At 71.6% G+C, this 12,010-nt stretch carries 12 protein-coding genes; 5 read left to right on the top strand and 7 right to left on the bottom strand.

What is annotated here, in order from left to right; genetic code table 11:
• Positions 1-31: 31 nt before the first annotated feature.
• The 7 genes from RPQ07_RS28800 to RPQ07_RS28770 all read right to left on the bottom strand — a co-directional run bounded on the left by RPQ07_RS28800 (position 32) and on the right by RPQ07_RS28770 (position 7,139).
• Entirely contained in the window at positions 32-1,072 is a 1,041-nt protein-coding gene (locus tag RPQ07_RS28800; protein WP_313947127.1) for a zinc-dependent alcohol dehydrogenase family protein, read from the bottom strand.
• A gap of 96 nt (positions 1,073-1,168) precedes the next feature.
• On the bottom strand, positions 1,169-2,056 hold the full coding sequence (locus RPQ07_RS28795) for a sterol desaturase family protein (RefSeq protein WP_313947126.1): 888 nt from the start codon (positions 2,054-2,056) through the stop codon (positions 1,169-1,171).
• Positions 2,057-2,188: 132 nt separating this feature from the next.
• Entirely contained in the window at positions 2,189-2,911 is a 723-nt protein-coding gene (locus RPQ07_RS28790; RefSeq protein WP_313947125.1) for a VIT family protein, read from the bottom strand.
• Positions 2,912-2,935: 24 nt separating this feature from the next.
• A complete protein-coding gene (locus tag RPQ07_RS28785) occupies positions 2,936-4,165 on the bottom strand; it encodes an amidohydrolase family protein (protein ID WP_313947124.1) in 1,230 nt (409 codons plus the stop codon).
• Complete coding sequence (locus RPQ07_RS28780; RefSeq protein WP_313947123.1) at positions 4,165-5,448, bottom strand: amidohydrolase family protein; 1,284 nt, start codon at positions 5,446-5,448, stop codon at positions 4,165-4,167. Before RPQ07_RS28780 ends, RPQ07_RS28785 begins: the two co-directional genes overlap by 1 nt.
• Positions 5,449-5,457: 9 nt before the next feature.
• Positions 5,458-6,342, bottom strand: a complete 885-nt coding sequence (locus tag RPQ07_RS28775; RefSeq protein WP_313947122.1) for an SDR family NAD(P)-dependent oxidoreductase — start codon at positions 6,340-6,342, stop codon at positions 5,458-5,460.
• Positions 6,339-7,139 carry an acetoacetate decarboxylase family protein gene (locus RPQ07_RS28770; protein WP_313947121.1) on the bottom strand — a complete coding sequence of 267 codons (801 nt, stop codon included), beginning with the start codon at positions 7,137-7,139 and terminating at the stop codon, positions 6,339-6,341. Before RPQ07_RS28770 ends, RPQ07_RS28775 begins: the two co-directional genes overlap by 4 nt.
• 121 nt (positions 7,140-7,260) lie before the next feature.
• Between RPQ07_RS28770 and RPQ07_RS28765 the strand changes: the two genes are divergently transcribed.
• The 5 genes from RPQ07_RS28765 (at position 7,261) to RPQ07_RS28745 (ending at position 12,007) form a co-directional block, all read left to right on the top strand.
• Positions 7,261-7,917: a TetR/AcrR family transcriptional regulator gene (locus RPQ07_RS28765; RefSeq protein WP_313947120.1), complete on the top strand. Its 657-nt coding sequence runs from the start codon at positions 7,261-7,263 to the stop codon at positions 7,915-7,917.
• A 101-nt stretch (positions 7,918-8,018) separates the two neighbouring features.
• Positions 8,019-9,008 carry a DEDDh family exonuclease gene (locus RPQ07_RS28760; RefSeq protein ID WP_313947119.1) on the top strand — a complete coding sequence of 330 codons (990 nt, stop codon included), beginning with the start codon at positions 8,019-8,021 and terminating at the stop codon, positions 9,006-9,008.
• A gap of 53 nt (positions 9,009-9,061) precedes the next feature.
• Positions 9,062-9,295: a hypothetical protein gene (locus RPQ07_RS28755; protein ID WP_313947118.1), complete on the top strand. Its 234-nt coding sequence runs from the start codon at positions 9,062-9,064 to the stop codon at positions 9,293-9,295.
• Between the two features lie 70 nt (positions 9,296-9,365).
• Positions 9,366-10,154 (top strand): SURF1 family protein, encoded by a 789-nt coding sequence (locus RPQ07_RS28750; RefSeq protein WP_313947117.1) that lies wholly within the window; start codon positions 9,366-9,368, stop codon positions 10,152-10,154.
• A gap of 65 nt (positions 10,155-10,219) precedes the next feature.
• Positions 10,220-12,007, top strand: a complete 1,788-nt coding sequence (locus RPQ07_RS28745) for a glycoside hydrolase family 15 protein (protein ID WP_313947116.1) — start codon at positions 10,220-10,222, stop codon at positions 12,005-12,007.
• Positions 12,008-12,010 lie beyond the last annotated feature (3 nt).

Below are 12,010 nucleotides of genomic sequence, written 5' to 3'. Positions count from 1 at the left end.
CCGTATGTCTCGTCGTTCCTCAGGCCGTGGGTCAGGGCTTGACGAGGACCTTCAGCGCCGTGCGCTCGTCCATCGCGCGGTAGCCGGCCGGAACGCCGTCGAGCCCGACCGACAGGTCGAAGACCGGCGACGGGTCGACGGAGCCGTCCAGGACGTCCGGCAGCAACTCGGGAATGTAGGCGCGCACGGGTGCGACCCCGCCGCGCAGCGAGATGTTGCGGTCGAACATCACGCTCAGGTCCAGGCCGGTGCCGCTGCCGTGCGGCACGCCGACATAGCCGATCGCGCCGCCGTCGCGGGTGATCCCGACGGCCGTACGCATCGACTGCTCGGTGCCGACGGCCTCGATCACGGCGTGGGCGCCGCCGCCGGTCAGCTCGCGGACGGCCTCGACGGCCGCGTCACCGCGCTCGGCGACGACATCGGTGGCGCCGAAGGTACGGGCGATGTCGGTGCGGGCTTCGTGACGGCCCAGCGCGATGATCCGCTCGGCACCGAGCCGCTTGGCGGCCAGCACACCGCAGAGCCCGACGGCGCCGTCACCGACGACGGCGACCGTGGTGCCCCGGGTCACGCCGGCGCCGACAGCGGCGTGGTGGCCGGTACCGAGGACGTCGGAGAGCGCGAGCAGCGCCGTGAGCAGGCGGTCGTCGGACGCGGCCTCGGCGGGCAGCTTCACGAGGGTGCCGTCGGCGAACGGCACCCGGACCGCCTCGCCCTGGCCACCGTCGGAGCCGACGGAGCCCCAGAAGCCGCCGCGGGGGCAGGAGGTCTGGAGACCGGCGGCGCAGTACTCGCAGGTGCCGTCGGACCAGACGAAGGGCGCGACGACCAGATCGCCGGGGCGGAATCCGGTGACCTCGGCGCCCGCTTCCTCGACGACGCCCAGGAACTCGTGGCCGATGCGCTGCCCCGGCTGCCGGGCGCTGTCACCGCGGTACGCCCACAGGTCGCTGCCGCAGATACAGGCCCGCAGCACCCGCAGGACCACATCGGTGGGCTGCTGGACCGTGGGATCGGGCACCTCCTCCACGCGGATGTCGTGCGGGGCGTGGATGACGGTGGCGCGCATGCTGCGGGTCCTTGCTGATCAGTCGGATCGGACAACTGTCCGACTTCACGGTACGCCCGCGGGAACGGCCCCGAGACGCCGGCCGGGGTGTGCGCGTCAGGCGACCTTCTCCGGGGCCGGGGCCGGGGCCGGTGCCGCCGCGGCGGTCCCCCTGCCGGCCGGCTGCCAGCCGGGGCCGCGGAACACGCGCCCGGCCCGCTCCCGCCAGGTGGCCGCCGCCCGTACGTCGCGGGCGATGGCCGCGTACTCATGGGTGGCCACCCGCAGCGGGTTGTAGGTCTGGATGTTCTTGGTGAGCCCGAAGACGGGCCGCTCGGTCTCCGGCGCGAAGGAGCCGAAGATCCGGTCCCACACGATGAGGATGCCGCCGAAGTTGCGGTCCAGGTAGCCGCCCTGCGAGGCGTGGTGCACCCGGTGGTGCGAGGGCGTGTTCAGGACGTACTCGAAGGGCCGCGGCAGCTTGTCGATCCGCTCCGTGTGGATCCAGAACTGGTAGACCAGGCTGACGGACGAGCAGAACGCGAGCGCGGCCGGGTGCACTCCGCAGGCGACGAGCGGCAGATAGAACGGCCAGACGGTCAGGCTCGTCCAGGGCTGGCGCAGGGCCGTGCTGAGGTTGAACTTCCGGCTGGAGTGGTGGACCACATGGCAGGCCCACAGGATGCGGACCACGTGGTGCCCGCGGTGGTTGAAGTAGTAGAAGAAGTCCTGGGCGAGCAGCATCAGCGGCACGGTCCACCACAGGACGGGCACGCGGGCCGGGGTGAGTTCGTACACCACCGTGTAGATCGCCAGGATCGGGATCTTCCAGAAGAAGTCGAAGGCGAGGCTCCCGAGCCCCATCCCCAGACTGGTGGCGGCGTCCTTTGACTCGTATCCGGCGGCGTCGTCGTCGGGGTGGAGGCGGTAGCTGACCATCTCCAGGACGGTGAGCAGCACGAAGGCGGGTATCGACCACAGCACGACATCGGGCAGGTGCGGCATGCGTGCACGGTAGAGGCAGGGTGAGGGGCACGGCTAGATGGTGTTACCGACAAGTATGCGAGACGGGATGTCAGCAGACCGTCGTGCATCCCCGGGGGCGTCCCGACCTGCGGCCGCTCGGCGGACCGCCCGTCAGACCCCCACCGCGCCCAGCAGCGATCCCGCTCCGTACGTCACCGCCATCGCCACCGCTCCCCCGCCGACGTTCCGCAGCACCGCCCGGCCGGCGGGGGCGTCTCCGAGCCGCGCGCTCCACCAGCCGGTGAGGGTGAGAGCCACCAGGACCGAGACGACGGTCACCGGCAGCCGGAGCTGATCCGGCGGCAGCACGATCGCCAGCAGGGGCAGCAGCGCCCCGGTCGTGAAGGCGAGCAGGCTGGCGAAGGCCGCGCGCCAGGGGTCGGCCAGGTCGTCCGGGTCGATACCGAGCTCCACGCTCGCGTGGGCGCGCAGCGCGTCGCGCTCGGTGAGCTGGACGGCCGCCTCCCTGGCCACCTCCCGTGACAGCCCCCGAGCCGTCAACAGGCCGGTCAGTTCGTCGAGTTCGGCGTCCGGCTGCTCGCGCAGCTCACGCTTCTCCAGGGTCAGTGCCGCCTTCTCCGAGTCCCGCTGGGTGGACACGGAGACGTACTCGCCGGTGGCCATGGACATCGAACCGGCGAGCAGGCCGGCGAGGCCGGCGGTCAGCAGGGCGTCGCGGTCGGAGGTGGCACCGGCGACGCCCACCACGAGACCGGCGGTGGAGACGATGCCGTCGTTGGCGCCGAGCACCGCGGCCCGCAGCCAGTTCAGCCGCGAGCCGAGTGCTCGGCCGTGGGGCTCGTCATGCGGCGTTCGGGGAGTCGGTCCACTCATGCGGGGAGGTTCCCACCGCGGATGTCACCACGCACGCACCGACCCGCCCCGGGCGAACGCGGGACTGGTCGCGCCCTGCGGGACGTCGTCCAGCGGCCGGGCGATCTCCTGCGCCGTCGGACCGACACGCGCCGCGATCGGGTCGAGCAGGCCGAGGTCGAAGCCGTAGACCCGGGCGGCGTTGCCCCCGGCCATCGCCGCGATCTCGTCGGGCGGCAGACCCGCGTAGGCGATGCGGAGGCCTTCGCGGGAGTAGGGGGTGGTGCCTTCGTCGTGCGGGTAGTCGCAGCCCCACATGATCTTGTCGAGACCGATCCGGTCACGCAGCGGCACCTCGTGGGGCCGCATGAAGCTGGCCCCGACGAAACAGTTGTCCCGCCAGACCTCGCTCGGCCCCCGGCCCATCGCGGCGGCGAGCCCGGCACCGAACTTGGACTCGGCCGTCGCCGTCCGCGCCGCCGCCGCGACCAGCCTCCCGTGGTAGTAGTCGAGCATGTCGAGCACGCCCGGGATCCAGCCGGAACCCTGCTCGGTCAGCACCAGGGTGAGGCCGGGGTGGCGGCGGAAGGCACCGCCGAAGATCAGATGCCACAGCGCCCGGTGCGAGAACCAGGTCGTCTCCACCATGAAGACCGCCCGGGCCGCCGGTTCCTCGCCCAGCGGCGGGGACGCCGACCCGCCGTGATGGTTGACGGGCACGCCGAGCTCGTCGCAGACCGCCCAGATCGGGTCGTACGTCTGCGAGTACAGCTCCGGCAGTCCGGAGCCCGGCGGGGTGCCGGGCAGCAGGATCCCGCCGGTGAGACCGGCCTGCCGGGTGCGGCGGATCTCCCGCACCGCCTCGTCGGGGTCGTTCAGCAGGATCTGCGCGACCCCGGCCCGGCGTCCCGGGGCCTCGGCGCAGAAGTCGGCGAGCCATCGGTTGTGGGCGCGCAGTCCTGCCCAGCGCCGCTCGTACTCCTCGCGGGTGGGCGCCGGGGCCATCAGCGAGGCGCTGGGGAAGAACGGCGGGATGGTGTTCGGATAGACGACCTCGGCGACGATGCCGTCCGCCTCCAGTTCCGCGAGCCTGCGCGCCGAGTTCCAGTTGCGGTCGGCCGTGTCGGCGAGCAGGTCCTCGTACGGATTGACGTAGGTGGCGGCCCAGGCGTCGAAGTCGTCGTGGTGGCGTTTCTCCAAGTACGGCTTGTAGTCGAGGAGATCGGCTCCGGCGTGGCAGTCGGCGGAGATGACGGTGTAACGGTCGGCGGGCATCAGGAGACCCCCAGGACCGGGAAGTCGTGGTCGGTCAGCCAGTGCCGGCCCACGTCGCGCGACGCCGCCCAGGAGGCTTCCACGGCCTGCTGGTCGGCGGACTGGCCGAGCTCTGCCGGTGTGGGGCCGATACGCCGGGCAACGGGCTCCAGTTTCGCGGTGTCGAAGCCGAAGACCTCGGCGGCGGCCAGTCCGAGCATCCGGCGGGTCTCCGCGACGGGGATGTCGTGGAAGGTGTTCCGCAGCCACTCGCGTGTCTTCGGCCAGGTGCCCTCGGGATGCGGGAAGTCGCTGCCCCACAGGATGTTGTCGACGCCGATCTCGTACCGCTGGGCGAGTTCGCGGCGCTTGGTGTTGGTGGCGCAGACGAAGACCTGCCGGTCGAGGTACTCGCTGGGTGGGCGGCGCAGTTCGGCGAACGGAGAGAGCTTCTTGCCGCCGTGCGCCCCGAGGTAGAGCCGGTCCATGAACCAGAGCAGGTTCGGCAGCCACCAGCAGCCGGACTCGGCCACGCCGAACCGCAGGCCCGGGTGGCGTTCGAAGACTCCGGACCAGAGCAGGAACCACAGCGGGCGGGCCGGCCACCAGGTGACCTCGGAGACATAGATGCCCAGATGGTCGCCGTACTCGTGGCGCGGTGCCGCGCCGGAGTGGGTGACGAGGGGCATGCCCGTCTCCTCGGCGGCCGCCCAGACCGGGTCGTACCGCCGGTCGTGGTACGGGGCCTTGTCCATCCACATCGAGGGGATCATCAGGGCGCCGAGGCCCGACTCCCTGGCCCGGTGGATCTCGGCGACGACGCGCCCGACCTCGCCCGTGACGGGCAACAGCGCCACCCCGCAGTGCCGTTCGGGGTGTTCGCCGACGAACTCGGCGAGCCACCGGTTGTGGGCCTGGGCCCCGGCCATCCCGAGGTCCGGGTCCTGGTCGCCGCGGAGACCGAGCCCGACACCGAAGGGCGCGGCCGTGCCGCTGTCGACGGCGTCCGCGTCGGGGAAGACCACTTCGGCGGCGATTCCGTCACCGTCGAGTTCCTTGATGCGCTGATCCGAGTCCCAACCTCCCTTCAGGCCCTCCTCGTTGTCGCTGAACCACCGGGCGGCGAAGTCCTCGTTGCGCACGCCGAGGCGTGTCATGTCCTCACGCCGGGCGTCCCGGCCGGCGAGGAACTCGTCGAACGCGCGGTGGAACCGGGCGTCCAGATAGGGCCGGTACCGTTCCGTCGGCAGTCCGGCGTGGCAGTCGGAGGAGATGATCAGGTACGGGTCGTTCCGGTCCGTCATGACACGTCCTCAATCCAGGATGAAGCGCTCGAGGTAGGAGGGGTCGGTCCGGTCGAGCATCGACGCCGACCGGGCGCGGATCTGCCGGTCGCTGTGCTCGCCCGGCGGCAGCATCCAGAAACGGCCGGCGCGGATGCCCTCGACGACGAAAGCGGCGACGTCCTCGACCGGGGTGAAGGCCACGTCCTGCCCGGCCTCCTTCATCGCCGCTTCCCACTGGCCGAGGGTGCGGTACGGGGTCCTGCGGGGCCGCTCCTTCGCATAGCGCGCGGGCCTGTTGCGGTGCGACTCCCACAGTCCGGTACGGAGCATGTGGGGGCCGGGGAAGAGGACGGAGGCGCCGACGCGGGCGTTCTCCGCCTTCAGATGGGCGTACAGCGACTCGGTCATGGTGACGACGGCCGCCTTGGTGACGGCGTAGACGGAAGCGGTCGGCAGCGGGGCGATGCCCCCGTCGCCGGAGGAGGTGTTGACGACGTGGCCGGGCTCGCCGCTCGCGATCATCCGCGGCACGAAGGCCTGGATGCCGTGGAAGACACCCCAGACGTTGACGGCGAAGGCCCACTTCCAGTCGTTGGGCTCGTGCTCCCACATCCGTCCCTCGGCGCCCGATCCGACGCCCGCGTTGTTGCAGAGCACATGGACGGCGCCGAAGGCTTCGTAGGCGGCGTCGGCCAGCGCGAACACCGCCTCGCGGTCGGAGACGTCGACCACCCGGGCGAGCACCTTCGCGCCGTCGCCGGCGAGTTCACCGGCGGCCTCGCGCAGGGCGCTCTCCTCGACGTCGGCGAGGACCACCGCGAGACCCTCGGCGGCGAACCGCCGTGCCATCGCGCGTCCGATGCCACTGGCGGCGCCGGTGACCACGGCGACCTGTCCTTCGGTCAGTCTCATCGGACGCTCCCGGCGGGAGGGCCGTCCAGGATCTGCTGCGGGTCGTCGTAGCGCTGGTGGAGGTAGGGCAGGAACTCCCGCGCGCTCACCCGCCCGGCGACCATGCCCTTCTGGTCGCTGGTCTTCTCGCCGATGGTCAGCTCGACGACGCGGTGTACGGGGAGGTCGGCGACGGGGTCGTACATGGACTCGCGGAGCACCACGTCGCCGGTGAGGCGTTCCAGTCTGCGGACCTTCTCGTGGCGGACGCAGTGCACGAGGACGGGGTCGGCGTCGAACCCCGAACCGTCCACGGCGGGCAGGAACTTGAAGTAGAAGTCGAGCTTCTCGGCCGGCTCCGGCAACGGGAGCGGTCCGGCGACGGCGCCGCGCACTTCCACGAAGGCGATGCCGTGCCGTGCGAGCGCGGCACGGACGACGAGTCCGTCCCGTTCCAGGGTGACGTCGCCCAGCTTCTTCGGCTCCCCGAACACCTCGCGGCCGCCGATCAGCGCGCGTTCATGGGTCATCGGCATGACCAGCGGGTACCAGCCCTCGCGCCCGTCGTGCCGGGCCGATACCGCGACCGAACCGGCGCCGAGCGGATAGCCGGGCAGTTGCACCCGGCTGACGGCGGCCCGTACGAGCGGCCGTTCGGCCGGCACCAGCGGTGGCGGCAGTACGGCGGCCACCGCGTCCGGATCGCTCTCCCACACCGCGACGACGCCCGTCGACCAGATGTCGGGGAGCTTCGTTCCTGCCGCGCGGGCGGCGGAGATCTCCGCCGCCGAGCGCGCGCCGTACCGTACGCGTGTCATGTCGTACCGCCCTTCCTGGGAGTGCCTTTCCGGGGGGTCCGCCGCACAGCGGGCTGTAACACAGTTACACCGGAGCCGATGAAGGGTAAAGAGCCGTGCAGGCACGAGAATTGAGGGCATCATGACCCGTACCGCGCTGACCCGTGACGATGTTCTCGACGCGGCGGCCGCCCTCGTCCGGCAGCTCGGCCCGCAGGCCCTCACCATGCGCAAGCTCGCCGCCGAACTCGGCACGGCCGTCACCTCGATCTACTGGCACGTGGGCAACCGCGAGTCCCTTCTGGACGCGCTGGTGGAGCGCACGGTCCACGAGATGGGAGCGATCCGGCCCGCCGGCCGCACCCCCGCGCAGCGCATCGTCTCGGTCGCCCGCCGCCTCCACCGCGAGCTGCGCGAGCGGCCCCATCTGATCGCGATGGTGCACGAACGCGGCCTCACGGACCGGATGTTCCTGCCCGCACAGCAGGCCCTCGTCCACGAGGTGCACGCGGCCGGGCTGCGCGGCGCCCGCGCCGCGGAGGTGGTGCGCTCCGTGCAGTACCAGGTCGTCGGCTTCGTCCTCGTCGAACGCAACCGCGACCGCGCGCCCGTCCAGTCCCCCGCCCGGGGGGAGCTGTGGGACACCCGTACCGCGGAGCACGACCCGGCGCTGGCGAGGGCGCTCTCGCGGCCGGCGGACCCGGAGAAGCTGTTCGAGACATCGGTACGGGCGTTGGTGAGCGCACTCCTTGAGCCACCGGCGCCACCGGCGCGGACCCGCGCGGCGGACCCGGCCTAGAGCCTCTCGTCCGGGCGGCCCGCACCCGCCGGTGCCATGCGTTCTGGTACACGGTCAGGTGACGCCCGGGCAGGTGTTGTCAGTCCCGGCCCGTATTCTCTGTGACCATGCTCGACGACATCTCGACAGCGGCACCGTGGCCGGCCGCGTATCCCCGGGGATACGCGGTCGTCGACGTGGAGACCACCGGACTCGCCCGCGACGACCGGATAATCTCCGCTGCCGTGTACCGCCTCGATGCCCGGGGTGAAGTCGAGGACCACTGGTACACCCTGGTCAACCCCGAGCGTGACCCGGGACCGGTGTGGATCCACGGGCTGACGAGCGATGTACTCGAAGGCGCCCCGCTGTTCGGGGACATCGCCGCCGACTTCTCCGAACGCCTCGACGGCCGGGTGCTCGTCGCGCACAACGCCATCTTCGACTGGTCGATGATCGCGCGGGAGTACGCCCGCGCGCGGGAGACGGCGCCCACCCGTCAGCGGCTGTGCACCATCGCCCTGGCCAAGGAGCTCCGGCTGCCGCTGCCCAACCACAAACTGGCGTCGCTCGCCGCGCACTTCGGGGTCGTGCAGCAGCGGGCGCACCACGCGCTCGACGACGCGCGGGTGCTGGCCGAGGCCTTCCGGCCGAGTCTGCACACCGCGGCCCGGGACGGGGTGCGGCTGCCGCTGCTCGAATGCCGTCCGCTGACCGAGTGGTCGGACTCCCCCGTCACCCCGCGCATCGGCCATCAGCCGTCGTACGGACAGTCGCCCTACGGGCGGGGCACCTGGCGTCCCGCGCGCCGCCGCCCGGCCTGCCCCTACCCCAACCCCGGACGGTACGAAGCGGACAAGCCCCTCAAGCAGGGCATGCGGGTGGCGTTCTCGGGCGACACCTCGGTGGAGCGCGAACTGCTGGAGGACCGGGCGATCGAGGCGGGACTCCACATCGCCACCAGCGTCTCCCGGCTCACCAGTCTGCTGGTGAGCAACGACCCGGACTCGGCCACCTCCAAGACCGTCAAGGCGAAGTCGTACGGCACCCCGGTGATCGACGAGGCGGCGTTCACCCAGTTGCTGCGGGATGTGGACCCGGCAGACGGGTGATGACCGGGCGTGCCGCCCACGCTTCGGCGACCGGGCCCCGCACCCTGTGGCGCATGGCACGTTGCGAGGTTTGCGGAAACGACTACGGCATGTCCTTCGAGGTGCACGCGCAGGGCGCGGTGCACGTCTTCGACTGCTTCTCCTGCGCCATTCACCGCATGGCGCCCATCTGTGAGCACTGCCGGGTCCAGATCATCGGCCAGGGCGTCGAGGTCGGGGGTCACTGGTACTGCGGCGGGCACTGCGCCCGGGCGGAGGGGCAGGTGGGCATCGTCGACAAGGTGTGAGGTCCGGCGGAGCCGGCCCGGACGGGACCCACCGTCCGGGCGCCGCGCCGCAGCGGGTACGGTCGAAGCCGTGTACCGCTTCCTGTTGTCCCGGCAGTGGGTGATCCTCACCCTCATCGGTCTCGTTCTCATCCCCACGATGGTCGAGCTGGGTTTCTGGCAGTTGCACCGCCATGAACGGCGGGTCGAGCAGAACGCGCTGATCGCCCGGAACCTGGAGGCGAAGCCGGTCCCGGTGACCGAGCTCACCTCCCTCGGGCACACCGTTCCCCGCGCGGACTACTGGCGCCGCGTCACCGCCACCGGCACGTACGACACCGCGCACGAGGTCGTCGTCCGCCGCCGCACCAATGCCGACGAGCGGGTCGGCTTCCACGTCCTGACCCCTCTGGTGCTCGCCGACGGCCGGGCCGTCCTCGTCAACCGCGGCTGGATCCCCACCGCGGCCGACCAGCAGGCCTTCCCGACCGTCCCGCCGGCCGCCAGGGGCACGGTGACGATCACCGGCCGGCTCAAGGCGGACGAGACGACGAAGGACAGCGGCATCAAGGACCTCGCCGGTCTGCCGCCGCGCCAGATCATGCTGATCAACAGCGCGCAGCAGGCGAAGGCGCTGGGCCGGCCGGTGCTCGGCGGCTATCTGGAGCAGTCGGCGCCCGAGCCGGCCGGGAGCAGCCCCGAATTGATCGCCGAACCCGACCACCAGTCGATCGGCGCGCACATGGCGTACGCCGTCCAGTGGTGGCTGTTCACCGCCGGGGTACCCGTCGGCTGGGTGATTCTCGTCCGCAGGGAAATGCGGGACCGGCGGACCGCGGCGGCACGGAGCACGCCGGAGCCGGCGCCCGCGAACGTCTGACGGCCCCTCGGGGGAAGGGCATACCGCCTGCTTAACGGCCGCGCGCTGAGGGAACACGCCACTGCGTGACCCTACGCATCGAGGACTACGCGCTCATCGGCGATCTGCAGACCGCGGCCCTGGTCGGCACGGACGGATCCATCGACTGGCTCTGTCTGCCCCGCTTCGACTCGGCGGCATGCTTCGCCGCCATCCTCGGTGACAAGGACAACGGCCACTGGCGGATCGCTCCCGAGGGCGCGGGCACCTGCACCCGGCGCGGCTACGTCGGGGACTCGCTCGTCCTGGAGACGCTGTGGGAGACGCGCACCGGCACGGTCAAGGTCATCGATTTCATGCCCCAGCGGGACGCCACTCCCGATGTGATGCGCATCGTGGAGTGTGTCAGCGGCCGGGTCGAGGTGACCTCGACGCTGCGGCTGCGCTTCGACTACGGCTCGATCGTGCCGTGGATGCGCCGGGAGGACGGCCACCGGGTCGCGGTCGCGGGGCCGGACTCGGTGTGGCTGCGGAGCGAACCCGAGGTCAAGACGTGGGGCCAGCAGTACAGCACGGTCTCCTCCTTCACGGTCCGCGAGGGCGAGAAGGTGGCCTTCGTGCTCACCTGGCATCCCTCGCACGAGCCGCGGCCCGACCTCGTCGACCCCTACGAGGCACTGGAGTCCTGTGTGTCGGACTGGGAGGAGTGGGCCCACCGGTGCGACATGAAGGGGCCCTACCGCGAGGCCGTCATCCGCTCCATCATCACCCTGAAGGGGCTGACGTACGCGCCGACCGGGGGGATCGCCGCCGCCCCGACCACCTCACTGCCGGAGGAGCTGGGCGGCGTACGCAACTGGGACTACCGCTTCTGCTGGCTGCGTGACTCGACCCTGACCCTGGGCGCGATGATCGCGGCCGGCTACCAGGACGAAGCCGAGGCCTGGCGGGACTGGCTGCTGCGGGCGGTCGCGGGTGACCCGGCCGACCTGCAGATCATGTACGGCCTGTCCGGGGAGCGGCGGCTGCCCGAGACGGAGCTGCCGTGGCTGGCCGGGTACGCGGGCTCCCGTCCGGTGCGCATCGGCAACGCCGCCGTGGACCAGCTCCAGCTCGATGTCTACGGCGAGGTCATCGACTCCCTGTATCTGGCGCGGGAGGCGGGCCTCGCGCCGGAGAAGCACGCGTGGTACCTCCAGCTGAGCCTGCTCGGCTTCCTGGAGTCGAAGTGGCGTGAGCCGGACGAGGGCCTGTGGGAAGTACGGGGTCCGCGCCGTCACTTCGTGCACTCCAAGGTGATGGCGTGGGTGGCGGCGGACCGCGCGGTGCGGACCCTGGAGCAGGACCCGGCGCTGCGCGGTGACGTGTCGCGCTGGCGGGCCATGCGGGACGAGGTGCACCGGGAGGTGTGCGAGAAGGGGTACGACCCGAAGCGGAACACGTTCACGCAGTACTACGGGTCCAAGGAGCTCGACGCCGCGACGCTGCTCATCCCCCAGGTGGGGTTCCTGCCGCCCGAGGACCCGCGGGTGATCGGGACGGTGGACGCGGTCCGCGCCGAACTCGGCACGCAGGGCGGCCTGGTCCGGCGCTACAGCACGGAGGGCCGCACCGTCGACGGGCTGCCGGGCGACGAGGGGGCGTTCCTGGCGTGCTCGTTCTGGCTGGCGAACGCGCTGCGGATGACGGGGCGGGGGAAGGAGGCGCGGGAGCTGTTCGAGCGGCTCCTCTCGCTGCGCAACGACGTGGGGCTGCTGGCCGAGGAGTACGACCCGGTCTCGGAACGGCAGCTGGGGAACTTCCCGCAGGCGTTCAGCCATATCGCTCTGGTGCACACGGCTCTCGCGCTGAGCGCGGACGAGGATGCAGGATAGGCC

Origin of the sequence: Streptomyces sp. AM8-1-1, assembly GCF_032229325.1 — a bacterium.
Taxonomy (GTDB): Bacteria; Actinomycetota; Actinomycetes; order Streptomycetales; family Streptomycetaceae; genus Streptomyces; species Streptomyces achmelvichensis.
This window is presented reverse-complemented; position numbering and strand designations above follow the sequence as displayed.